This window comes from Methylomonas sp. MS20, from assembly GCF_050275925.1.
Lineage (GTDB): Bacteria > Pseudomonadota > Gammaproteobacteria > Methylococcales > Methylomonadaceae > Methylomonas > Methylomonas koyamae_A.
This window is the reverse complement of the sequence record NZ_CP189962.1, coordinates 3,355,591-3,380,315: the sequence shown is the minus strand read 5'-3', so window position 1 is coordinate 3,380,315 and position 24,725 is coordinate 3,355,591. Positions and strand designations below refer to the sequence as shown.

Annotated in this window: 17 protein-coding genes; 6 read left to right on the top strand and 11 right to left on the bottom strand. The window is 57.4% G+C overall.

Annotated elements, in window-relative coordinates; translation table 11 throughout:
• Window positions 1-221: 221 nt before the first annotated feature.
• From ACQE3D_RS15025 to ACQE3D_RS15005, 5 genes are all read right to left on the bottom strand, one after another.
• Window positions 222-2,426 carry a methyl-accepting chemotaxis protein gene (locus ACQE3D_RS15025; protein ID WP_313729883.1) on the bottom strand — a complete coding sequence of 735 codons (2,205 nt, stop codon included), beginning with the start codon at window positions 2,424-2,426 and terminating at the stop codon, window positions 222-224.
• A gap of 201 nt (window positions 2,427-2,627) precedes the next feature.
• Complete coding sequence (locus tag ACQE3D_RS15020) at window positions 2,628-4,061, bottom strand: DcaP family trimeric outer membrane transporter (protein ID WP_313729884.1); 1,434 nt, start codon at window positions 4,059-4,061, stop codon at window positions 2,628-2,630.
• The gene (locus tag ACQE3D_RS15015; RefSeq protein ID WP_313729885.1) at window positions 4,061-4,657 is read right to left on the bottom strand and encodes a hypothetical protein; all 597 of its coding nucleotides are present in this window, start codon (window positions 4,655-4,657) and stop codon (window positions 4,061-4,063) included. The genes ACQE3D_RS15020 and ACQE3D_RS15015 overlap by 1 nt, the downstream gene beginning before the upstream one ends.
• Window positions 4,658-5,178: 521 nt before the next feature.
• Window positions 5,179-8,268, bottom strand: a complete 3,090-nt coding sequence (locus ACQE3D_RS15010; protein ID WP_313729886.1) for a methyl-accepting chemotaxis protein — start codon at window positions 8,266-8,268, stop codon at window positions 5,179-5,181.
• Between the two features lie 812 nt (window positions 8,269-9,080).
• A complete protein-coding gene (locus ACQE3D_RS15005) occupies window positions 9,081-11,546 on the bottom strand; it encodes a methyl-accepting chemotaxis protein (protein ID WP_313729887.1) in 2,466 nt (821 codons plus the stop codon).
• Window positions 11,547-11,913: 367 nt separating this feature from the next.
• On the opposite strand from ACQE3D_RS15005, the gene ACQE3D_RS15000 reads away from it, so the two are divergent.
• On the top strand, window positions 11,914-12,990 hold the full coding sequence (locus tag ACQE3D_RS15000) for a PA0069 family radical SAM protein (RefSeq protein WP_313729888.1): 1,077 nt from the start codon (window positions 11,914-11,916) through the stop codon (window positions 12,988-12,990).
• Window positions 12,991-13,065: 75 nt separating this feature from the next.
• Here ACQE3D_RS15000 and ACQE3D_RS14995 read toward each other — a convergent pair whose 3' ends face one another.
• Together ACQE3D_RS14995 and ACQE3D_RS14990 are read right to left on the bottom strand one after the other, a co-directional pair.
• The gene (locus ACQE3D_RS14995) at window positions 13,066-13,440 is read right to left on the bottom strand and encodes a hypothetical protein (RefSeq protein ID WP_313729889.1); all 375 of its coding nucleotides are present in this window, start codon (window positions 13,438-13,440) and stop codon (window positions 13,066-13,068) included.
• A complete protein-coding gene (locus tag ACQE3D_RS14990; protein WP_064028632.1) occupies window positions 13,437-13,799 on the bottom strand; it encodes a NifB/NifX family molybdenum-iron cluster-binding protein in 363 nt (120 codons plus the stop codon). Before ACQE3D_RS14990 ends, ACQE3D_RS14995 begins: the two co-directional genes overlap by 4 nt.
• Window positions 13,800-14,057: 258 nt before the next feature.
• Here ACQE3D_RS14990 and ACQE3D_RS14985 point away from each other — a divergent pair, with 258 nt between their 5' ends.
• Genes ACQE3D_RS14985 through ACQE3D_RS14975 form a run of 3 tightly spaced genes read left to right on the top strand, consistent with a single transcriptional unit; the run spans window position 14,058 to window position 18,072 of the window.
• Complete coding sequence (locus ACQE3D_RS14985; protein WP_281020744.1) at window positions 14,058-14,972, top strand: AEC family transporter; 915 nt, start codon at window positions 14,058-14,060, stop codon at window positions 14,970-14,972.
• Window positions 14,969-16,189 carry a competence/damage-inducible protein A gene (locus tag ACQE3D_RS14980; protein WP_313729890.1) on the top strand — a complete coding sequence of 407 codons (1,221 nt, stop codon included), beginning with the start codon at window positions 14,969-14,971 and terminating at the stop codon, window positions 16,187-16,189. Before ACQE3D_RS14985 ends, ACQE3D_RS14980 begins: the two co-directional genes overlap by 4 nt.
• The gene (locus tag ACQE3D_RS14975; RefSeq protein ID WP_313729891.1) at window positions 16,180-18,072 is read left to right on the top strand and encodes an ATP-binding cassette domain-containing protein; all 1,893 of its coding nucleotides are present in this window, start codon (window positions 16,180-16,182) and stop codon (window positions 18,070-18,072) included. The genes ACQE3D_RS14980 and ACQE3D_RS14975 overlap by 10 nt, the downstream gene beginning before the upstream one ends.
• Before the next feature lie 25 nt (window positions 18,073-18,097).
• On the opposite strand, the gene moeA is transcribed toward ACQE3D_RS14975, so the two are convergent.
• Window positions 18,098-19,351: a molybdopterin molybdotransferase MoeA gene (gene moeA / locus ACQE3D_RS14970; protein ID WP_313729892.1), complete on the bottom strand. Its 1,254-nt coding sequence runs from the start codon at window positions 19,349-19,351 to the stop codon at window positions 18,098-18,100.
• Window positions 19,348-19,872 (bottom strand): molybdopterin-guanine dinucleotide biosynthesis protein B, encoded by a 525-nt coding sequence (gene mobB / locus ACQE3D_RS14965; protein WP_313729893.1) that lies wholly within the window; start codon window positions 19,870-19,872, stop codon window positions 19,348-19,350. Before mobB ends, moeA begins: the two co-directional genes overlap by 4 nt.
• Window positions 19,873-19,949: 77 nt before the next feature.
• Between mobB and ACQE3D_RS14960 the strand changes: the two genes are divergently transcribed.
• Both ACQE3D_RS14960 and rpoS read left to right on the top strand, forming a co-directional pair.
• Window positions 19,950-20,459 carry a molecular chaperone DnaJ gene (locus tag ACQE3D_RS14960; RefSeq protein ID WP_313729894.1) on the top strand — a complete coding sequence of 170 codons (510 nt, stop codon included), beginning with the start codon at window positions 19,950-19,952 and terminating at the stop codon, window positions 20,457-20,459.
• Window positions 20,460-20,911: 452 nt separating this feature from the next.
• Window positions 20,912-21,892, top strand: coding sequence for an RNA polymerase sigma factor RpoS (rpoS, locus tag ACQE3D_RS14955; protein ID WP_313729895.1), 981 nt, complete (start codon window positions 20,912-20,914; stop codon window positions 21,890-21,892).
• A gap of 75 nt (window positions 21,893-21,967) precedes the next feature.
• On the opposite strand, the gene ACQE3D_RS14950 is transcribed toward rpoS, so the two are convergent.
• Both ACQE3D_RS14950 and ppx read right to left on the bottom strand, forming a co-directional pair.
• The gene (locus ACQE3D_RS14950; RefSeq protein ID WP_064028651.1) at window positions 21,968-23,206 is read right to left on the bottom strand and encodes a hypothetical protein; all 1,239 of its coding nucleotides are present in this window, start codon (window positions 23,204-23,206) and stop codon (window positions 21,968-21,970) included.
• Complete coding sequence (gene ppx, locus ACQE3D_RS14945) at window positions 23,200-24,702, bottom strand: exopolyphosphatase (protein ID WP_064028707.1); 1,503 nt, start codon at window positions 24,700-24,702, stop codon at window positions 23,200-23,202. Before ppx ends, ACQE3D_RS14950 begins: the two co-directional genes overlap by 7 nt.
• Window positions 24,703-24,725 lie beyond the last annotated feature (23 nt).

Below are 24,725 nucleotides of genomic sequence, written 5' to 3'. Positions count from 1 at the left end.
GTTGATTCACCGTATGCCGTGCCTGGAGCGAGCGGTTGGGTAAGGCTCGCTAGTTGCCGGTTTTGTTTTTAGATCGACAATCGCCTGCCAAACGTTGGCCGATGCGGTCGCGTAAGCGCTGTCGGGTCGGCTCGAATACGTTCGAACTCGCTGATATCCGGATCGAAAGCCGTGCCGGAGGAGGCGGGAGCGTCAGGACTTCCGCCTTAGCCACTAGGCAACTAGAAGCGCTCGAAATGTTGCATTTCCAAATCCAAGCCGGCTTGATCGTGGTGGCGGGCTGGCGTCGGGCCGAGTTTGATAACCCCCGGTTTGGCGTGAGGCGCATGGCCGCCGTGGGAAGTGCTGACGCGACGTTGGCCGCCGGCGTTGGCGATCTTAAAAAAGCTCATCAAGCTTTGTAATTGCTCGGCTTGGCCGGTCATTTCCTCGGCGGTGGCGGCCAGTTCCTCGCTGGCGGCGGCATTTTGCTGAGTGATTTGGTTCATCTGATTCATCGCGGTATTGACTTGGCTGACGCCGGCTGATTGTTCCTGCGAGGCGGCGGCGATTTCCTGCACCAGATCGGAGGTTTTGGCGATGCTGGGCACGATGGCGTCCAGCAAGCGGCCGGCGCTTTCGGCGGTGCTGACGCTGGTTTCGGCCAATTGGCCGATTTCCTGGGCGGCGATCTGACTGCGCTCGGCCAGTTTGCGTACCTCGGCGGCGACGACCGCGAAGCCCTTGCCGTGATCGCCGGCCCTGGCGGCCTCGATGGCGGCGTTCAAAGCCAGCATATTGGTTTGATAGGCGATGTCGTCGATGATGCCGATTTTGCCGGCGATGCTTTTCATCGCCTCGACGGTTTGCTTGACGGCGGCGCCGCCCTCGACCGCTTCCTGCGAGGCTTTGGTGGCCATGCCGTCGGTGACCTTGGCGTTTTCGGCGTTCTGGCCGATGCTGGCGGCCATTTCCTCGATGCTGGCGCTGGTTTCCTCGACGCCGGCGGCTTGTTCGCTGGACGCTTGCGACAGCGATTGCGACGTGGATTGGATTTGTTCGGAAGCGTTGCTTAACTGATTGGTCGCGGAGACGACCTCGGCGATGGTCTCGGACAGTTTGGCGATGGTATTGTTGACGGTGTCCTTGAATTCGCCGAGTTGGCCTTGATAGTTGCCTTTGACGATCCGCGTCAGGTCGCCTTGCTCGACCAGACCCAACACTTCCACCGCTTCGTTAACCGGCAACACGATGCCGTCGATGATGTCGTTGATGCCCTGCACCAATCTGCGGAAGTCGCCTTGGTGCTTGCCGGCGTCGGCGCGTATGTCCAGGCGGCCCTCGGCGGCGGCTTTGATCAAGGTATCGGTATCGGCGATGACGGCCTTCAAATTAGTGCGAACCAGATCGACGGCTTCGTTGATAAACGCTTTTTTGCCGGGTAGTTTTTCGATGTCGGCTTCGAAGTTACCGCTGCCGAACTCTTTGAATACCGCCATGGCTTTTTTCTTGACCGCGATATGGGCGCCGACCATGTCGTTGACGCCTTGGGCCATGGTCCTAAAACTGCCTTGAAACTTGCCGCCGTCCACCACGGCGTCGATTTCGCCCTTGTCGTGTTCGCGAGCCATATGGTCCATGTCGGTCAGTAGGGTTTTGATGGTGTCGCTCATATGCTTCATCGCGGCCATCACGCTAGTGGTGTCGCCGGCGTCCAAGCGGATTTCGCCGCTGAGATCGCCGATCGCGACTCGGTTGGCCAGCGCGGCCACATCGCCCGGTTCGCCGCCCAGTTGGCGAATCAATCCTCTCGTCACAAACCAGGCAATCAGTAGGCTAACCAGCAACGCGACCAGCGCGACGCCAAACATGATGGTTTTGCTGCTGTCGTACAAGTCGTCGGCATCTTTATAGGCCTGTTTCATCCTTTCGTTTTGGAAATCGTTGATTGCTTTCAGACTGGTTACGTAAGCGGTATTGTTGGGCGCCCAGTCTTTCAACAGAAACTCGGTGGCGGCGACCTTACCCTTGGTTTTGTCGGCTAGCAGACTGTAAAACGTTTCGTATTTTGGTGATAGCTGGCTGCGTAGGTTGCCGGCGGCGTCGAGCAATGCGCGGCCCTTCTCGGATTGGATCAAGGCATCCAACTTGGCGAGTATGGTTTTGTTCTCGTCGCGATTCGCTTGAAGGTCCCGCTTCATTTCCTGAAGTTTGCTTTCATCGTCGGTCAGTAACATATTGCGCATTAGCCGGCCGTTATCCAGCGTGTTTTCGATCATGTCGCTGGTGTATTTCACCTTGACGAAATCTTCTTCCACAATGGATCGGGTGGTCTCGGCCAAATTGCCCATATTGGCGATCCCTACCCAGACGATAGCGCCCAGCAGGAGCAACACGACTCCAAAGCTAAGCCCCAGTTTTACCGCGATTTTCATGTTGTTAAACATTGGCCCCTCCGTAAAGATTGAATCGACATGTCGGTTTTGTTGATGCCGAATTTGAAACCTTCGGCGAATGAGTGTTCGATGACGTCGAGCGAATTGGCTTGTCGGCTAAATCCGCACGACGATCCCGGTTAATCTAAGCCTAGACGAAAAGCAAGGAATTAGCGGAGCGAAACCGCTAACTTTGCCCGTATCCGGCAAAGTTTAAAAATTGTATTTGGCCGAGAACATGGCCCGGCTGATGTTGCCGTTGCGGCCGTCGATCAATTCGCGGCTGCCGTACAGGTATTCAATGCCCAAAGTGGCTTGCGGCAACGGACTCCACAGCAAGTTGGCATGTACCGATTGGGCTTGGCGAGTCATCGTCGCGGCCACGAAATCGGGCTGGTCGGCTTGCTCGAAACCGTAGGCGAAGGTACTGCGCCAGGTGTTGCTCCACCAATGTTGGTAGGCCGTCACGGCGCTGTACACATTGACCAAATGCAGGTTACCGGCCGAATCCAGCGCGGCGTCTTCCAGACGGTTGACCGAAGAATAACGGCCTATCGCGTTGCCGTAATTCAGCGTGAAGCGGATATTGTCGAGTTCGAAGACATTGATTTTGCCGGCTAGGCTGACGCCGCCGCCCCAAGCTTCTCGCGCCGCGCCGCTGGTATTGTTGGCATTGCGAATCTGCCGGCCCATCGCCGCCAACGATAGATTGCCCCAGTCCGGTTTGTAGACCAGTTTGGCGATCAGGTCCGGATAGCGATCGTCGCCGGTGGTGGTGAGGTTGTCGTAGGTCAGCGTACCGAGCGCCGGACTCCAGCCGCTGCCGGTCCACAGCGTGCTGTTGGGGGATTCGGCCGCCAGTTGCAAATCCAAGCTCTCGCCAGCGAATTTAAACGGCTGGGTCCAACGCACTAGCGGTTGGCGAAATTTAGCGAGACCGACCGGGCCGGCATTATCCAAAGTGTCCGGCGCCGCCAATTCGTTTAAAAACGTGGTCCAGGTTTGGCCGGCCAGGAAATTGCCGAACGAGCCGTAGGCGTGGCGCAATCGGGGCGTATAGCTGGCGGCGGCCCCGTACAGATCCAGTTCCAGGTAGGTGTTGATATCGCCCCAAGTGCTGGGTGTGAACGATTTGAACCAGAAGCGGCTTTCCCTGGCGTTGAACGCTAGTTGACTGTCCTCGCCGCGATGCGATACCGGAATATTCGAGATGGATAAATATTGGTCGCCAAACGACGGGGCGCTGACGCTGTTTTCGTTGACGTCTAGTTTTACGAAGCCGCCGAAGCCCAGCGAGGTGTCGGTGCCGGGTATCTTAAAGGTACCCTTGGTATCGCCCAACGTGACTGGCGGCTTGGTTTCCGGTTTCGCTTCGGTCGGGTTGGCGGCGGGACTGGCCGAAACGGCGACGACGCCATTCGCCGCCGGCGAGGCCTGAGTCGTCAATTGCCGGTTTTTTTGTTGCTCGGCGGCCAAGCGGGTTTCCAGATCGCGGATTCTGGCATCGGCTTGATCGGCGTGTTGCTTGAGTTCGGCGACTTGGTTGCCGAGTTGTCGCAACAAGGCGCGCACATCGTCGGCCGCTGTCGCGGCTAGCGGAAATACGCCGGAGGCGATGGTGAGGAGCAGGCGAGGACGGCTGTGCATTATTGGCCTCCGGGTTTCTTGAAATCGCGGAACAACTCGTGGCAGGACGTACAGGTTGCCGAAATGGCTTCCAACGTGGTTGGAATCGCGTCGATCTGCAAGGTTTGCGCTTGGGATTTGAGTTGCCCGGCCTGGATCAGCAGTTTATCCGCCAGCGAAGCGAAGACTTTTTGTTCGTCCGATTCAAGATGCAGGTTTGGCATGGCTAGACGCATCGCCGCCAGAGCGTGCTCGACGCCTTCCGCCGCTTGTTGCACGCGATACAGCGCTTCGCGGCGCTGATTGTCCATCTCGTGCTCGGTCAAATTGCGTTCGTACATCAAGTTATGCATGCGTTGCATCGACTGCCGCAGGTCTTGGCTGTCGATGGCGTGCAGGGCCGGCTTGCCGGTGTCGATCAATTTTGGCGGCGCCGGTCGCTGTCCGCCGCTACCGCAGGCTGTCAACGCCAAGGCGAGCAGCGCGTTTGCCGCGTAGCGCCGGGACGACGCCCGCGCTCGCGATCGTGCTGATGGCGCCACGGCAAACGGGGTGCCCAGGGCAGGCGGTGCCGTGAAAGCGGTTGCATTCAGCTTGGCGAGGGTGGGCAATGGCATGTGGAATGTCTCCTGGTATGGATGGCGGGCTCGGTTTGAAAGTCGCCGGAGTCAGTCGGTTTTCCGGGCTGTCGGTTATGCCTAGGCGGGTCTGGATCGGTAATTCCATAAGTGTAGAACGGAATTTGCCGCAAATCGGCTGGCGCTGGAAACGTCGCCGAACGCAGGGTTGCCAGAGGCGGCCTGTCGGCTGGTATCTAAGCCTCCGCCAAGCCTACGCGAGAGGGGGCTTGTGGCTGACGATTCGGTGATTCGCGGCTTCGAGGCTGGATTCGGAGGGGCGTTTGAAAGTCCCCGGAATGGTCATACGCTAGTATCCGGAGGTCGTTTTAGCGGAGCAGATGGGTGTTGAGTCCGAGCTGTCGATGGTTATCAAACCGGGCTCTAGCCCGCTTTACCAGGTCTGCGTGTTGGTGAGACCGTCGCGAGCACGTGATGGAATCGAACGACGGCCCGCCGCGGGATGGGCGGCGGGCCGTAGTCCAGCGTTCACGGTTAGGCTGGATTAAGCGTTTGGTCGTTTAAAAGTGCTGAAATTGGTGCAAATCCACGGTGCCGCTCGCGGCGTGTTCGGGGAGGTCGCGCGGCATGCTCGATTTGCGATGTTCCGGCGCGCGGACTGGGTTAATTTGTCCGGCGGCGCGGGCAATTTTGAAAAAACTCATCAGATTTTGCAGTTGTAAGGATTGGCTGGTCATCTCCTCGGCGGTGGAGGCCAGCTCCTCGCTGGCGGAGGCGTTCTGTTGGGTGATTTGGTTCATCTGATTCATCGCGGTATTGACTTGGCTAACGCCGGCCGATTGTTCCTGCGAGGCGGCGGCGATTTCCTGCACCAAATCGGAGGTTTTGGCGATGCTGGGTACAATGGAATCCAGCAGCTTACCGGCACTTTCCGCGGTATTGACGCTGGTTTCGGCGAGCTTGCCGATTTCCTGGGCCGCGATCTGACTTCGTTCCGCCAGTTTGCGTACTTCGGCGGCGACCACCGCGAAGCCCTTACCGTGGTCTCCGGCCCGGGCCGCTTCGATGGCGGCATTCAGCGCCAGCATGTTGGTTTGGTAGGCAATGTCGTCGATGATGCCGATTTTACTGGCGATGTCTCGCATGGCCACGACGGTTTGCTTGACCGCCTCGCCGCCCTCGTTGGCTTCTTGCGAGGCCTTGGTGGCCATGCCGTCGGTGACCTTGGCGTTATCGGCATTCTGATTGATGCTGGACGCCATTTGTTCGATGCTGGCGCAGGTTTCCTCGACGCTGGCGGCTTGTTCACTGGACGCTTGCGACAGCGACTGCGATGTGGCGCTGACTTGCTTGGACGCGGTACCCAGTTGTTCGGCGGCGGCGACCACTTCGGCGATGGTTTGCGACAATTTCGCGATGGTGTTGTTGACGGTATCCTTGAATTCGCCCAATTGACCTTGGTAATCGCCCTTGACCGGACGAGTCAGGTCGCCTTGTTCGACCAGCCGCAGCACCTCGACGACTTCGTTGATCGGCAGGATGACGCCGTCCAAGGTTTGGTTGACGCCCTCGACGATTTTACGGAAATCGCCTTGGTGCTGGGTGGCGTCGGCGCGGGTCGCCAAGCGGCCTTCGACGGCGGCTTGCGACAGTTTGTTGGCATCCGCGACTAAGGCGTTCACGGCGTCTATGCAGGTGTTCAGGTTGTTTTTCAGAATGTTGAAATCGCCGTGATAGGTGTCGGTGATTTTGGCCGGGATATTACCCTTGGCGATGTTATCGACGTAGTCGGCGGCGACGTTGAGCGGGCCGATCACCGCGTCCAGCGTGTCGTTGACGCCTTCGACGATCTTGCGGAAATCGCCTTGGTGCCGGGTGGCGTCGGCGCGGGTGGCCAAACGGCCTTCGACGGCGGCTTGAGATAGCTTGTTGGCGTCGGTGACCAGCGCCTGAATGTTGTGCTTGAGTAGCATCAGCCACTCGTGTATTTGATCGTCGCTGGAGGCTTTCGCCATTTCCGCGCTCATGTCGCCGTTCGCCAGTTTAGTGACGTAGGCGATCAGATCGGACAGCCAGGCATGCACGCCGTTGACGGCTTGTTTCATTTTGTCGTGGTCGCCCTTGCAAGCGATCTCGACGCGTTGGCGCAGGTCGCCGCCGCGAATCAGGCTAAGAACGCGGTTGCCTTCGCCGATCGGGATCAAAATGGCATCCAAGATTTGGTTGATGCCTTGCACCAGTTTATTGAAGTCGCCTTTATGCCGGCCGGCATCGGCGCGCGCGTCCAATCGGCCTTCGGCGGCGGCGCTGATCAGCGTATTGGTGTCCGCCATCACGGCTTTCAGATTGCCGCGCACCAGTTCTATCGTGTCGTTGATGAAGACTTTCTTGCCGGGCAAGCGCTCCATCGGGGCGTCGAAATCGCCTTCGCCGAAGGCCTTGAACACCGCCATCGCTTTCTTCTTGACGGCGATATGGCCCGATACCATGTCGTTGACGCCTTGCGCCATGACGCTGAAATCGCCTTGGAATTTTTGGGTATTCATCAACACGTCGATGTCGCCGGCTTCGTGTTGTTTGCTCATGTGATTCATATCGGCGATAAAGCCTTTCAGATTGCCGCGCACCAGTTCTATCGTGTCGTTGATAAACGCTTTCTTGCCGGGTAGTTTCTCCATTGGGGCGTCGAAATCGCCTTCGCCGAAGGCCTTGAACACCGCCATCGCTTTCTTCTTGACGGCGATATGGCCCGATACCATGTCGTTGACGCCTTGCGCCATTTGTCGAAAGCTGCCTTGAAAGCGTTGGCTGTCGACGACCGCGTCGATATCGCCTTGCTCGTGTTCGGCGGCCATCCGGTTCATGTCGGCCAGCAGGGATTTAATCGTGTCGCTCATATGTTTCATCGCAGCCATGACGCTGGCGGTATCGGTGGCGTCAATCCGAATCTCGCCGCTCAGATCGCCGACGGCTATCCTGCCCGCCAATCGAGCGACTTCGTCCGGTTCGCCGCCCAATTGGCGGCTCAGTTTGCGGGTCACAAACCAGCCCAATAGTGCGATCGTCGCCAACGCCAGTAGTGCGATGACCGCTAGCCATATCGAGGCGTGGGCTTTGATGTCCTTGGCTTGGCCGGCACTTTGTTCGGCCAGATTGCCGTTATATTGTCCTTGCTGTTCGAGTGCATCTTGGAGTGTCGCGCTTAGCGGAGTCATTTGCTCCAGCGCCGCTAGCGCTTGGTCCTTACGGTTTTGCTTGGACAGCGCCAGGACGGTATCGACGCCGGCCCGGTATTTTTCGAAGGCCGCGAGGTTAGCGGTGTACAGGCGCTTGTCCTCGGCGTCGGATACCAGAGCGTCGTACTGCTTCAGGCTGGTTTCGAATGCGCTGAGTGCCTCGGTTATCGATTGATTTAATTCGGCGATCTTGTCCGGATCGGTATTCGATACGTGCCGATAAAGTCTGGCTCGAACTTGGCCGAAGGTTTTGAATTGGCGATTCAGCGCAATCAGCGAGGGCACGCTATTGGCGTTGGCGTAGTTGGCGGCCGTAAAGACACTATCCAATTGTTGATAACTGACGCCCGCCAGACTGGACAGGCCTAGTAAAGCGATTCCGATCAAAAGCGACATGCGTTGTACGATGGACATGTGGACCTCCCGATGTTGAGCTTCCCTGACTTGATTCGGCCGGCCGTTCCATGACGGACCCCGTGTTCTTTGAGCCTGCTGGACCGAGGTCGCCGGATAGCTTGTCGGGTGCGGCATTTTAGAATGCCTTGTTTTGCGCTAAATATCTATAGCCTATTATCATGCGCTATGCCATGGTGTTCAAAAAAATAATCTTTTTACGCGTTAGCTAAAGTGCGGTGAGTTAGCGAGCTACTCATTGCCGAGCGCTCCACGCGGTGCCGCGAAAGTGCGGCGTTTGTTCGGAGTAACTAGTTTCGTTAATGAAAAAAATCAATTGTTTTACATGTGGTTGATGAAAAAATTGGGTTGCCGGTGTCCTCGGTATTTGAGTGAGTCCAGCGTTGGGCTATTGTCGTTTCCGGCGAATGTATTCGATGTTGAGGAATTTGAGGCCAGCGTTAACTCTACGCGGTATAGTTTGCTGTTATGTTTAGCGATGGAGTTGATAAATTAGACGCCGACTATCGATCAGGGGCGTCTGAGGTTTAGCGAATACCCTCGGAGATACGAGGCCGCGAGCGCGCTTGGCGATTAGCTGAGCGGAGCTGCCGGTCGAACGATTTTGAAACCGCCGCCAAAAGTAAGTCGGTGCGTGGGGGCGGCGTTAGCCGCGATCATGGGCGGCTCCTACAACGGCATGTCCGCACGTTGTGCCTCACGACATTCATCGTAAGGTGATTAATCTAGCGGAGGGGGGCTTTTACCCCGGCTTTCCGTGCCGGGGTAAAAGCAGCGCATTGTAACGGCGTTTTACTTATTCGCGGGCGAACCTAGAACCGTTCGAATTGATGCAGATTCAAATCCAGGTGGGTCGGGTCGTTCGGGTTGGTGGGTGCGTGTTTGATCTTGGCTTGGGTTGTAGAATGAGCGGTTCGGCGTTGCCCGCCGCCGGTGTTGCCCGTCGCGCCGCTGATCTTGAAGAAACTCATCAAGCCTTGCAATTGTTCGGCCTGACCGGTCATTTCCTCGGCGGTGGAAGCCAATTCTTCACTGGCGGCGGCGTTTTGCTGGGTGATTTGGTTCATCTGATTCATCGCGGTATTGACTTGGCTGACGCCGGCTGATTGTTCCTGCGAGGCGGCGGCGATTTCCTGCACCAGATCGGAGGTTTTGGCGATGCTGGGCACGATGGCGTCCAGCAAGCGGCCGGCGCTTTCGGCGGTGCTGACGCTGGTTTCGGCCAATTGGCCGATTTCCTGGGCGGCGATCTGACTGCGCTCGGCCAGTTTGCGTACCTCGGCGGCGACGACCGCGAAGCCCTTGCCGTGATCGCCGGCCCTGGCGGCCTCGATGGCGGCGTTCAAAGCCAGCATATTGGTTTGATAGGCGATGTCGTCGATGATGCCGATTTTGCCGGCGATGCTTTTCATCGCCTCGACGGTTTGCTTGACGGCGGCGCCGCCCTCGACCGCTTCCTGCGAGGCTTTGGTGGCCATGCCGTCGGTGACCTTGGCGTTTTCGGCGTTCTGGCCGATGCTGGCGGCCATTTCCTCGATGCTGGCGCTGGTTTCCTCGACGCCCGCGGCTTGTTCGCTGGCGGCTTGCGACAGCGATTGCGACGTGGATTGGATTTGTTCGGAAGCGTTGCTTAACTGATTGGTCGCGGAGACGACCTCGGCGATGGTCTCGGACAGTTTGGCGATGGTATTGTTGACGGTGTCCTTGAATTCGCCGAGTTGGCCTTGATAGTTGCCTTTGACGATCCGCGTCAGGTCGCCTTGCTCGACCAGACCCAACACTTCCACCGCTTCGTTAACCGGCAACACGATGCCGTCGATGATGTCGTTGATGCCCTGCACCAATCTGCGGAAGTCGCCTTGGTGCTTGCCAGCGTCGGCGCGGACGTCCAGGCGGCCCTCGGCGGCGGCTTTGATCAAGGTATCGGTATCGGCAATGACCGCGCGCAAATTGGCGCGGATTTTATCGATGGCGTTATTGATAAAGATCAGTTTGCCGGGAAGTTTTTCAATATCGGCATCCAGGTTGCCTTGGCCGAATTGCTCGAAGCAGGCGATGGCTTTTTGGTTGACGGCGATGTGGGCGCCGACCATGTCGTTGACGCCTTTAGCCATCGTCGCGAATTCGCCTTGGAATTTGCCGGTATCGATCTTGAAATCGATTTCGCCGGCGTCGTGCTGCCCGGCCATACGGTTCATGTCGGCGATAAAACTTTTCAGATTGCCGCGAACTAGATCTATGGCTTCGTTGATAAACACCTTTTTGCCCGGCAGTTTTTCGATGTCGGCGTCGAAGTTGCCGTTACCGAAGGCCATGAACACGCCAATGGCTTTTTTCTTGACGCCGATGTGGGCGCCGACCATGTCGTTGACGCCTTGCGCCATGGTTCTAAAACTGCCTTGAAACTTAGCGGCATCGACGACGGCGTCGATTTCGCCTTTGTCGTGCTCCTTGGACATGTGGTCCATGGCGGCGAGTAGCGTTTTGATGGTGTCGCTCATGTGTTTCATCGCGGCCATCACGCTGGCGTTATCGCCGGCTTGTAACACGATGGTGCCGCTGAGATCGCCGACCGCGATTTGATTGGCCAGTCCGGCGACCGCGTCCGGTTCGCCGCCCAGTTGGCGCATCAAATTGCGGATGATCATCCAGCTCATCATCCCAACTAGCAGTGTGATCAGTACCGCGATGCCGACCGAAATATTAGTGGCGCTTTGCTGGATGCGGCTCGCTTCGAGCATCCCTTGGTCGGCCAATTGGGAGTTGTAGTCCAACTCGGTTTGGATGGCGTCCTGTAGTTTTTTAATGGCCGGCATCAATTCTTCCCTGACCGCCGCTTCGGCCTCTTTGGTGCGGTTTTGCCTAGAGAAATCGAAAACTTTTAGACGCGGAATATCGTACGCCGCCAATAGCGATTTAACGTTGTCGAGCATGGCCTGTTCCTTGGCGTCCGAAAGGCAACTGGCGCCGTTGCAGGCGTCCAAGGTATAGCGCTTCAACGTGTCGTCCAATTTCGCGCGGGCTTCGGCGATTTTCGGCTCCAATGTCGCCATGCCGGCCGGATCGGTGATGATGACGTGAAACAACGAATATTCCCTCAAATCGGCCAGTTGTTTTCGAATCTCGAAAAATATCCGATAGGTCGGTACCGTGTTAACGCCGGCATAACTCGCCGCGTCGTAAACTTTCGCGAGCTGGATATAGCCTAACAGCGCCAGTCCGACCAAGCCCAGCATGGCGGACGACGATAGGAGTAAAAGTCTCTGTTTAACAGTCATGGGGTTTCTCCGTGGATGTCGTTGAAGGTCGGAAATGTGGGCGGAACGCTGCGGCGGGCCGTAGCGCGCGTTCGATCAAATTTGTCCGCGCTTCGCGAAACGGTATGGTTTGGCCGGGGCTTACGGTTTTTCTCGGATTAGCTTAGACCATTTTGAGTCGCTATCCAGTTTGGGTAGGCAAATTCGAAACGGTTACCCGGAGGATCGCACCTAGGCGCTGTGGAAGTTCGATGGCCGAAAATGCTTTGCGCGCCGGTTCGAAGTTTGCCAAGATAGAGGAAGTCGCCCAACCGAGCGTTTGCCGCGCTAGACGACCGGCCGTCCGGAATCCAAGGGCGCGCACGCGCTTCTTCCTTTGGTTTTTGTCATGTCCAAGCCTCTGATTCACAAAGGTCGCGGTGCCGTCAGCAATGCCGCCGGCCGCTACGAAAAACAACGAAGCCAGGCCGAGGACGACGGCTGGGGGAGCTTGGATGTCGACTTGCCTCCGCTGGCGACCGAAATCATCGTCGATGCCAGCAAATCGGTGATCACCTATAACGATTCGCCGGATATTCCGTTCGACCGTTCCGTCAACCCGTACCGGGGTTGCGAACACGGTTGCGTGTATTGTTTCGCGCGGCCGACCCACGCGTATCTTGGCTATTCGCCGGGGTTGGATTTCGAAAGCCGTATCTTAGTCAAACCCGACGCCGCGACGTTGCTGCGCGCGGAACTCGGCAAGCGCCAATACCGTTGCGCGCCGCTGGCGCTGGGTACCAATACCGATCCCTATCAGCCGTTGGAGCGCCGCCAGCGCACCATGCGCGACATTTTGGAAGTGCTGCGGGAAACCCGGCATCCGGTCGGCATCGTCACCAAATCGGCGCTGATCGAACGGGATATCGACATCCTGGCCGAGATGGCCGGCCAGGGCTTGGCGTCGGTGTGCTTGTCGATCACGACCCTGGATCGCCGCTTGGCGCGGACGCTGGAACCCCGCGCCGCCGCGCCCGAGCGCCGCTTGGAAACGCTGACTCGTTTGAGCGAAGCCGGCGTGCCGGTCGGCGTGATGGTTGCGCCGTTGATTCCGGTGTTGACCGATTACGAATTGGAAGCCATCGTGTCGGCCGCGAAGCGGGCCGGAGCGATCAGCGCGGAATACATTCTGCTGCGCCTGCCGCTGGAAGTGGCCGACTTATTCGACGAATGGTTGCGCGAGCATTACCCGCTGAAGGCCGAGCACGTGATGAACCGGGTGCGCGACAGCCGGGGCGGCAAGGTCTACGACCCGAGCTTTCATCGGCGTTTGCGCGGCGAGGGTGTCTACGCCGATTTGATTGCGCAGCGCTTCGGGTTAATCCGGAAAAAACTCGGCCTGGAACGCGGATTGCCGCCGCTCCGCACCGACTTATTCCGCAAGCCGGCGGCCGGCGGGCAGATGAGTTTTGACTTTTTCGAGTGAAAGCTGGTCGCGCGGCTTGCGGGCAATGGCGCAGGCTCGAGGCGGGTACGGTAGAACCGGGTTAAGCTCGGTGCATCAAGCGTCCGCATCCTCGTCTTTCTGGCGTTTTTCCAACAACCCTTGCTCGCGAAGCATGGCCTTGAAGCCTTTCATCACCGGTCTGGAGAGCGCCGTTTCGGCGAACAAGCGCTTTTCGTAGATTCGGTTTTTTAGGTCTTCGTCGTCCGGCGCGGCGCGGGCCGTCGCGATCAATGCATGCAACTCCGGCTCCAACAACTGACCGGGCAGGTCGCGGATTTGGTCGTACAACAAACTCATCACGACTTTTTCGCCGGCGCGCATTTTGCATTTGCCGTCGATGATTTTCAGCATCACCGTCACTGCGCAATCGACATGCAGCGGGGTCAGCGGGTGCGCCGCCACCCAGGCGGCAACGGTTTCCGGCGTCATCCGACGGCCTCGCCGGCGGCCAGCCGCTTGGCGTAATCGAGTAACGACTCCTCGACCGCCATATAGGCGTAGTCGGCGACCGCCGCGACGCCGATGGCGTTCACCTTGGCGGTCGGGCCGTCGCCGATGCGCGCCACGAACACGGCGTCGCAGTCCTTGATGGTTTCCAGTATGCCGGCCAGCGCGTTCTGATCGCCGTGTTGGCCGTGGCAGTAATGATCGACGTCGCGGCTTTCCAGGTGCTCGCAATGGTCCGGCGTCAAACGATAGATCGCAAAGTGTTTGGCGTGACCGAAATGTTCGTTGATAGAGATGCCGTCCTTGGTGGCGACGGCGATTTGCAGCGGCGTCGCGCTCATCGGCGAACTCCAGGCTCCGAGGTGGTCGCGCGGCGGTGAGTTGGGCGGTTTGTCATGGCGATTCCGGGGCTACACAAATTATTAGCGATTAAGCAAGAGCGATACCAAGCGCGGGAATGCCGATTTGCCGAGGTTTGCCGGGTGCCGGCGCGTGGCGGTCTCGACAAATGTCGGGTTTGCGACAAGTTGCTGCGGCGTTCGATTCGGAAGGGGTTTTTGCCTATACTGCCGGCATTGCCCATCGAACTAAATCCCTAAATGACGACCACTTTGATCCAGATGACCGTGCTAATGCTGTGCGGCGCGGCCTGGAGAGTCCTGTGCCCGAATAAACTCGCGGCCGATCAAACCCGCCTGGTGTTGACCAGCGTCGTTTATTATTTTTTATTGCCGGCCATGGTGCTGGAGGTGCTGTGGAAGGCCGACATCGGCTGGCAGTCGTTGAAATTCAGCCTGTTGGGTTGTTCCAGCATCTTGTTGGCGGTTGTCGTCAGCGGGTTGATCGCCAAGCTGCTCCGTTTCCAGCGGCCCCAGACCGGTGCGATGATACTTGCCGCGGCGTTTCCGAACACGACTTATCTGGGATTGCCGGTGCTGGAGCAAGCCTACGGCGGGTGGTCGCGCTCGGTGGTGATACAGATGGACTTGTTCGCGGCGGCGCCGATGGTGTTCACGGTCGGTATCCTGCTGGCGCGCCACTACGGCGCCGCCGAAAAAGACCAGCCCAAGTCCCGGCTGGGATTTTTTAACGCGCCGCCGTTTTGGGCGGCGTTACTGGCGGTGGTTTTGAATCTGAATCACCTGCCCGCACCGTTGTGGTTGGCCGGATTGCTGACGATGCTGTCGGCCGCGGTGGCGCCGCTGATGATCTTTTCGTTGGGATTGGCCTTGAGTTGGCGAGCGGTAAGGTGGCGCAATCTGCCCTATATCCCGCCGGTGGTGCTTATTAAATTAATGTGGTTTCCGTGGGCCGGCATTTACATCGCGGATGTCTTGCAGCTCGAAAATCCGTTTCGGGCGGCGGCGATTTTGGATATCGCGATGCCGAGCATGGTGTTGGGCGTGGTGCTGTGCGACCGCTACCAACTGGATAGTTCGTTGTATGCCACGGCGGTGACCGTCACGACTGGACTGAGTTTGTTTAGTTTGCCGTTTTGGTTCGAGGTGTTATGAAGGCCATTGCCGAAGTGTTTTCGCAAGGCGAGGAAGTCGTCACCGGCCAGGTGGTGGACAGCAACGCCGCCTGGTTGTCGCAACACTTGGTGGAGCTGGGTTTCAGCGTGACCCGGCACACCGCGGTCGGCGACAAACTGGACGATCTGGTGGCCTTGGTTCGAGAGATCGCCGGCCGCGCCGATTGTTGCGTCTGCACCGGCGGTCTGGGACCCACCGTCGACGATTTGACCGCCGAAGCGGTGAGCATCGCCGCCGATTTGCCGCTGGTGCTGGACGAACAAGCCCTGAGCCATATCGAACGCTATTACGCCAATCGGCGGCGGGTCATGCCGGCCGCCAACCGCAAACAGGCGTATTTGCCGCGCGGCGCCGTGCGCATCGATAATCCGGTCGGCACCGCGCCGGGTTTTGCGTTGCAAATCGGTCGGTGTTGGTTCGCCTTTTTGCCGGGCGTACCGATGGAAATGAAAACGCTGTTTGCCGACGTGGGGCGGCAGTTGCAGCAACGCTTTAGGTTACGGCCGGATCGTTTAGTGATGTTGCGCAGCGTTGGGATCGGCGAATCGGCGATACAGCAAGCCTTGGCCGGTATTCCATTACCCGGCGGCGTGCAACTGGGGTTTAGAGCCGCGCCGGACGAGGTGCAAACCAAGTTACTGTTTGCGGCCGACTTTCCGCTGGCCGATATTCGCGACTGGGCCGGCCGGGTACGCGCGGCGATCGGCGACTGCGTGTTCGCGATCGACGGCCTGGAGGGCGTGGCTGGCGGCGATTTGCCGACGGTTGTCGATCGATTGCTACCGGTCGATAGTCGAGTGGCGATACTGGAAACCGCCAGCGGCGGCCGGCTGGCGGCCCTATGTCAGTTTTACGATTGGCTGGATTCAACCTTAGTTTGCCGCGATGCGGCTCAAGCCGGGCGGCAATTAGGGGTTTCTACCGAGAACGAGCTTCTCGAATTGGCGGTGCGACAATTGGCCGAAAGCTTGCGAGCGCGAGGCGCCGATCTGGCCCTGGTTCAGCTTTATCAAGGCGGACCGGACGATTACCGCAACCGCGACAGTACCATCGTCCTTTATAATGGCCTGCTGACGCCGGACGGCTGGTATTGCAAACAGCATACCCTGGGCGGCACCGCAAACACCAAACAAACCCAATCAGCCTGGCTGACCCTGGACTTACTCCGCCGCTATTTACAAAAGTTATGCCCTTAATTCGCCTGACCAACGTTTCTATTGCTTTCGGCACTCATGCCTTGCTCGATCATGCCGATTTTCAACTAGACCCCGGCGAACGGGTCGGGCTGTTGGGTCGCAACGGCGAGGGCAAATCGACCTTGATGAAAATCATCGCCGGCGATATTCACGCCGACGGCGGCGAGATCTGGAAGCAGCCGGAATTGCGGCTGGCTTGGCTGGAGCAGCAGCCGAATCTGAATGACGGCGATACGATCTACGAAGCCGTGGCTGGCGGTTTGGGTGAATTGGGCGGACTAATTGCCCGCTACCACGAGTTGTTGACGCACATGGACGGCAGCGAAGCCGGGTTGGACGCGCTGGGCGAAGTCCAGCACAAATTGGAAGCCGCCAACGGCTGGCAGTTTCAACAGCGGGTCGAGGCGGTATTGAGCCGCTTGCAATTGCCGGCCGATGTTAAGGTTAGTAGTCTGTCCGGCGGCTGGAAGCGGCGAGTGGCCTTGGCGCGGGCCTTGGTGATTGATCCGGAGGTGTTGCTGCTCGACGAACCGACCAACCATCTGGATTTCGAAAGCATCACCTGGCTGGAAGAACAGTTGTTGAACTTCGCCGGCGCGGTGCTGTTCGTGACCCACGACCGGGCTTTTTTGCAAAAACTGGCGACCCGCATTATCGATCTCGATCGCGGTCAGTTGACGTCGTGGGCCGGCAATTATCAGGATTACCTGGTGCGCAAGGCGGCGGCACTGGAAGACGAAGCCAATCAGAATGCCGAATTCGACAAGAAGCTGGCCAAGGAGGAGGTCTGGATACGCCAAGGTATCAAGGCCAGACGCACCCGCAACGAAGGCCGGGTACGGGCGCTGAAAAAATTGCGCGCCGAACGCGCCGAGCGCCGCAACACCCAGGGCACCGCCAAACTATCGTTGAATAAGGGCGAGGTATCCGGCAAGAAGGTCATCGAGGCGGTCGATGTCGAGTTCAGCTATGGCGACCGCACTATCATCCGCGATTTCTCGATTCGCATCGATCGCGGTGACAAGATCGGTTTGATCGGCAACAACGGCGCCGGCAAATCGACCTTGCTGAAACTGTTGCTCGGTCAGTTGCAGCCGACGCAAGGCACGGTCGAACTGGGTACCAATCTGCAAATCGCCTATTTCGACCAATTGCGCGAACAGCTCGACCCTGAAATCTCGGTGGCCGACAGCGTGCTCGACGGCGGTGAATTCATCGACCTGCCCGGCGGCCGGCGCCATGTGATGAGTTATCTGGCCGACTTTCTGTTCGCGCCGGCGCGGGCTCGTTCGCCGGTCAAGAGTCTATCCGGCGGCGAGAAAAACCGCTTGCTGTTGGCGCGCTTGTTTACCAAGCCGGCCAATTTGATCGTTATGGACGAACCGACCAACGACCTGGATTTGGAAACCCTGGAAATCCTCGAGGAAAAACTGGTCGAGTACCAGGGCACCTTATTGCTGGTCAGCCACGACCGCGAGTTTCTGGATAACGTGGTCACCAGCGTGTTGGTGTTCGAGGGCGAGGGCAGGGTTGAAGAATACATCGGCGGTTACGCCGATTGGTTTGCGCTGTCAGAGCGCAATAAAAAACAACAAGCCGAGGTGGCGAAAGTCGCCGACGCAGCGGCCAAGAAAGACAAGCCCAAAACCGCGCCGGCCAAGAAACTTAGCTTCAAGGAACAGCGCGAGCTGGAGCAACTGCCGGAACGCATCGAACAACTGGAAAGCCGCCAAGCCGAACTGACCGCGACGATCGGCGGCGGCGAGTTTTACAAGCAATCGCAAGAGGCCGTCGCGGCCAGTCTGGCGGAATTGCAGGCGGTGGAAACCGAACTGGCCGCCGCTTACAGCCGTTGGGACGAGTTGGATGCGTTGCAGGGCTGAAAAGTTGCCGGCGGCCGAGTCAGAATCAGAGCGGTGGCAAGTTGGTGCTGAAGGGCTCGACGATGACTGACTCGCCCGGTTTGACGCCGGCACAGTCTGCGTCCAGCACAATGAAGCAGTTGGCGTGACTGGCTACTGTCAATTGATGCGACTCTTGGCCGCCCGCGAGCTTGACTGCGTACTGGCCAGGCGCGATTTGGCTGACGATGCCGCGTTGATATTCCTGACGGCCGGCCGATTTTTTCAGCCGGCTGTCGCAACGGGCCAGCAATTGCAAAGGCCCGGCGGCCGGTTCGCCGGCCAGTTGACGCAAGGCCGGCGCCACGAACTTCCGGAAAGTGACCAATACGGCGGCCGGGTTGCCCGGTAGTCCGAAAAACCAGCTGGCGCCGATTTTGCCGAAAGCTAGCGGCTTGCCGGGTTTGATCGCCAATTTCCAGAACTCGACCTGGCCGCATTTGGCCAGGGTTTCTTGAACGTAATCGGCGTCGCCGACCGAGGCGCCGCCGGTGGACAAGACGACATCGAAACGATCGGCGGCGTCGAGCAAGGTTTGCTCGAGCAGAGCCGGATCGTCTCTGACGATGCCAAGATCGACGACTCGATGGTTGGCGTCGGCCAACAGGCCGGATAGCAGATAGCGGTTGCTGTCGTAGATTTTGCCGTGTCCCAATGGCTCTCCGAGCGGTGTCAATTCGTCGCCAGTCGAGAAAAAGCCGATATTCAAACGGCGATGGGCGCGAATGTCGGCGATGCCGGCGCCGGCCAACAAGGCCAGATCGCTGGCGGTCAATTTTTTCGGCGCGCTGATCAAGGTATCGCCGCGATGCACGTCGCTACCGATGGCGCGGACGTTTCTGCCGGCGGGACAATCGGCGCCGAACAGCACAAACTCGCCGTCCCTATCGACTTGCTCTTGCTGGACCACGCTATCGACCCCGTCGGGTACCACCGCGCCGGTGAATATTCTGACGCATTCGCCATCCGCCAGTTCGCCGACGAAGGGTTGGCCGGCCCACGCAGTACCGACGACGCGCAAGCGGAAGGTTTGACTCGGCAATATCTGCGCGCTGTTTAAACCGTAACCGTCCATCGCCGCGTTGGCTTGCGGCGGAATATCTTGAGGCGCTTGCGGACTTTCCGCGATCACACGGCCAAGTGCGTCCGACAGCGCGACGGTTTCGGTTTCCGATAGCGGGATTATTGCCGAGGCGATCCGCTCCAAGGCTTGTTCGGCGCTGAGTAACGGTTTATGGCTTGGGTAACAAAGGTTGGTCACGATAGCGAGCTCAAATAGGTGTTGAGAATAAAGTCGGCAATCGCCGACGGGTCGTTGAGGTCGAGTTTGGGTATCGGCGGTTCTGGCCGCAGTTGGGTATCGCAGGCAATTGCGATAATGCTGGGATCGCTCGGATACAGCAACGGTTTGCCCAGCGCCGATCGGTGCAATTCGATTTTGGGATAGCGTTCGTCTCGAAAGCCTTCCACCAAAATCAAGTCTAGGCCGGCGCTAGGAAATGCCGCTAATTGCTCGGCTAGCGTAACCTCGGTAGCGGCCGACAATTCGCTGATGATCGCGCGTCGGAAGCGAGATACCAACATGACCGGTGTCGCGCCGGCTAGTCTGAGCCGGTAACTGTCCTTGCCGGGTTGGTCGATTTCGAAATCGTGGTGACTGTGCTTGATCACGCCGACCTTCAGCCGGTTTGCCTTGAGCAGCGGCAACAGACGGGTCAATAGCGTGGTTTTGCCGGTGCCGCTGTAGGCGGCGAATCCCAACAGCGGCGGCGGCTGAAGCATCGCGGGTCTCGGAAGCGCAAGAAAGCCGGGTATTCTAAGGTATTATGGCTAGCCTTGGGTGGCGGTCCGGAGGTGGGGTGATACGCATCGTTTTGTTATTGCTGGTGGTCGGCTTGTTTTTCGCGGTACGTTGGTGGATGGCGTTGCCGGCTAAACCATCGGGCGACAAATTGCGTCAATGGTTGACGATTGGCGGCGTCCTACTGTTGGCGGTTTTAGCGTTGAGCGGTCGTCTGGGTTGGTTGTTCGGCGCGCTGGGTGTGGCGGCGGCGTTTGTCTGGCGCGGTTTACCGATATTGATCAGAGTGGCGCCGCAATTGCAGCGCTTGTGGCTTTGGTTTCAAACCAGTCGCCACGATTCCGGTCGGTCGGGGCAGGCTGGCTCAGGGCAAGGGCGCGGCGGTAAGACCGCTGCAATGAGCGAGGCTGAAGCCCTGGAGGTTTTGGGACTGAAAATCGGCGCCAGTCAGGCCGACATTGTGCAAGCCCATCGCAAGCTGATTTCGCGGGTGCATCCCGACCGTGGCGGGTCCGACTATTTGGCCGCGCGGATTAATTTGGCGAAGCGGGTGCTGCTGAAAAACTGATCGTGACGGCATCGTGCCAAACCGCTATTGAGTTTGAATTTCGAATTTATGTGAAGCGCATCACTCTGAACGAAAGATAAATCTGATCGAAGTCAGATTTTGATTTTGAACTTAGTGTGAAATAGTCGCGGTTTCGATATTCTGCAGTCGCCGGATCAATTCCAAAAAGGAGATGTGAGCCACAAAAAAACCTGGAAATTCAACTCATAGGATAAAAAAATTAAAGTTATACTGGCGCTCGCCGTAAACAGGGATAATTTCTGAGTTTATGCTAAGGCGAAAAAAAAGGGAGATGAGGGTTGCAGTTGGTCGGACCGTCCTATCGGGCCGGACTAGGCGACGTAAGGATTGCACTCTAATCCGTATTTGAGATTGAAGGCCGATTCCCTATTAGGGACGGCCCGAACAGAACAATAACTGAATCAGCAAGCCAAATACCTGGGAGACTAATCATGATGGAAGAAGCGATAGATGTAATAAAAGACATGGATATGCCCGATTTCATTTCTTTCGATGAAGTGGAGGACGAAATCGAAGAGGTCGATTCCGCGGAAACGTTCAAACTAGCGGAAATCGACACCAGCGACTCGCAAAACGAAGGGACTTTCGACGCGACCCGAGCCTATCTTAACGAACTTAGCAAATCCCAACTGCTGACCGCCGATGAAGAAAAAATTTACGGTCGGCGCACGCAACAAGGCGATACTCAAGCCCGCAAAATCATGATTGAAAGCAATTTGCGTCTGGTTGTGAAAATTTCCAGGCGCTACTTAAACCGTGGCCTTCCGCTGCTGGATCTGATCGAGGAAGGCAATCTCGGTTTGATTCGGGCAGTCGAAAAATTCGATCCCGATCGCGGATTCAGGTTTTCCACCTACGCGACATGGTGGATCAGGCAAACGATAGAACGGGCTATCATGAATCAGACCCGCACGATTCGCTTGCCGATTCACATCGTCAAGGAAATGAACGTTTACCTGAAGGCTCAACGCAGTTTGGCGCAACAACTCGATCACGAGCCCACCGTGGACGAAATTGCCAAGCATTTGGACAAACCCGCGAAAACCGTCAGCAAAATGCTGAAACTGAATGAGAGAGTGACTTCGGTCGACGTATCGTTCGGTAAGGATTTCGACAAGCCTTTATTGGAAACCATTTCCGAGGAAGAGAGCCGCAGTCCGGCGGAAATCCTGCAGGAAGACTTCATTCAAAACAACGTCACCCATTGGGTGTATCAACTAGGCGAAAAACAACGCGAAGTGATTTGCCGTCGGTACGGACTGTGCGGCTTCGAAAACGCCACCCTTGAACAAGTCGCGCTGGAAATGGGCGTCACTCGCGAGCGGGTCAGACAGATCCAGATGGATGGCTTAAAGCGCTTGAAAGAAATCCTGGAAACCAACGGTTATTCGTTCGAATCCATTTTTAATTAACTCGACTGCCCGTTTGTTATTCTGGTGTAGCGGACGTTTCGTTCTCTTCGCCAGGATCGGAGCGGAGTTTTTTCGTTAGTCGGTGCGGTAGAGCGGTAAGTCGGAAATCCTTCGGTCGATTTCCGCTACCGTGGCGGCGTATTTCGGACTTCCAACTGTCTGGTAACGGTTTTTGAAGGTCTGGGCGTCCATGTGCTCGGGCAAGTCTTGCACGTCGGGGATAATCGCGGAATAGTCCTTGATTTGCGAGAGGACTTTCTGTAATTCCCTGGCCCGCTCGGTAGTCGAAATTGCCAGCGTGCCGAACTTGGTACCGGCCCGGTCCGCGCTCAAGTCGATAAAGCTAAAGCCGCTGCCTTTTTCCGCATCGCCCAATTCCTTGTCCACGCCAAGTTGTTCGCCTAAGAGTTTGGCATCGACCGCCGCCAGTAGCGCCGATGCAATGAAATGTTGCGGAATATCGACGCGTTTATAGGCGTAGACCGGAAGTTCCTTGCTGTACACCAAGCCGATCGGCAAAAAGCGGCGTAGCTCGCTTTTATAAATGTAACTGCCGACCGCGATAATGATCGCGCGGTTTTCCCGAATCGCGTCGGCTGCTTCGGTATTGCGGTAGGCAAAATCGAACAAGGGTTGTAGCAGATCGATCAATGACAAGCGCCAGGCCGGATCGTGTTGGCTGACGATAGTATTGATCTGCTGCTGATAGCGGTGCAGATTGGGGTATTCCCGATGTTTTTGGATGGCCAACTGCTTCGCCGATTCGACCACCGAGCCAAGATAACTGATTTCCAGCGCGTTCGGGGTGATCCTGACGTTTTGCACGTATTGGCTGGCGACCAGCCAATATTTTTTTAGGGGCGGGTATTCCACGATGGCGGGTATCAGCACATTCGCGGCCGGATCCGGGATGGATATTTCCCCGATTTTAAAGGATTTGATGCGGATACCGCGGTCGGCTTGCCGAAGGCTGAAGTTGATGTCCAAATAGCGGCCCCACGGGTTTTCCGGTACGAAAATCGCGATTTGCGCCTGTAGGCGGTCGTTGAGCAACTGAATTTGGGTGGTGTTTTCGACGAAGTGGTTAAGCAGATAGCTGACCGCGATATTTAAGTCTTTTTGGTTTAAATTGACTGTTTTTACAGAGTCGCGTTCATCGGCGCTAACGTTCAGCAATTGCTTGGCGCGTTGGATGTCGTCGCGGTTCAGGCTTTGTTGGATTTGCGGCGATGGGCTGTCATCCAATGCAAAACACAGTAATATCGTGATCGATAGCGCTAGTCCCAGTAGCGAATAGAGCAGGCGTTTCAGCATTGATCGAAGATCAAATTGAAGCGGCTTTCCTTTAAATACAGCATTTCTTTTCTAAGGTCGGCGTCGGTTAACGGCGCCTGTTCGAGCCAGCCTTGCGGAAAATCGATCCGGATGTCGCGATCTTCGACGTTCAGTTTGAAGTCAGGGCGCGGACTATGCCGATTGCGATGCAGTAGCGTGGCCAGTCTGAACAAGATCGCCATGATCGGCGCGTGTTGGCGCCAAGGCATGGGCAGGTCTTCGAAGCGGCAGGCCTTGAATTTCTTCCGGTGGCTGCGGACCAGCGACGCCAGCAACAATTGATCTTGTTTGGAAAAACCGGCCAGATCGCCATTCTCGATGATGTAAGCGCTGTGTTTATGATACTGGCTGTGTGCAATCTCGAAACCGATTTCGTGTAAATCGGCGGCCCATTCCAAAAACTGTAGCGTCGCCGGGTTGTCCGCAAAGCTGGGGTGGTCGTTCAGTTGTTCGGCCATGTAGCGCAAAGTGGCCTTAAGTTGTTCGCTGTGGCGGCGATCGGTGTGGTAGCGGGCTGTTATCAATTCGCAGGTTTGGCCGCGAATATCGTGGTTGTAGATTCGGCCCAACAAATCGTAAACCAAACCTTCCCGCAGCGCGCCGTCCGCGACGGTCATTTGTTCGATGTTCAGCGTCTTGAAAGTCGCGTAGACGATGGCTACCGCGCCGATGAAAACCGGCCGGCGCTCGATGCTGAGCGCCGGAAAGTCGATCTCGGCAATATCGTTCAGTTTCAACAGGTGTTCGACCAGCGCGTCCAGTCCCGCCATCGTAATGCCGTTGTTGCTCCAGCCGGAGGTTTGCAATACGTTACTGACTGCTTTCAGACTGCCGGAAGCGCCGATTGCCTCGTCCCATTGCTTGCGGTTGAAGGTGTCCTGAAACGGCTCCAAATGGTGTTCGGCAAACAACATCGCGTTGCGAAAGGCTTTCTTGTTGATTTTGCCGCTTTTGAAAAATGCTTGGCTGACCGTGACGCAGCCCATGTTCAGGCTTTCCTTGATATGGGCGACATCTTCGCGGCCGATGATGTATTCGGTGCTGCTGCCGCCGATATCCATCACGAAACGGTTGTTGGCATCGCTGCCCAGGCTATGGGCGACGCCCTGGTAAATCAAACGGGCTTCCTCGATGCCGGAAATGATGTGGATCGGGTGGCCCAGGGCTTTTTCGGCCTTGTTGATGAATTGCTGGGAATTGCGGGCGATGCGTAGCGTGTTGGTGCCGACGATCGCCACGCTGTGCGGCGGAAAATTGCGGATACGTTGGCCGAATCGCTCCAGGCAGGCCAGCGCCCGTTCCTGGGTGGCCGGTTCCAGATTGCGGTTTTGATCCAGACCCGCCGCCAGACGCACCATCTCCTTTAAACGGTCCACGGTTTGTAGTTTGCCGTTCATCAAGCTGCAGATAATCATGTGGAAGCTGTTCGAACCCAGGTCCACGGCGGCAACGCTGGTCGGTATCGGAAATGGCAAAGTAGTATTCCTGTTCTGGCTGC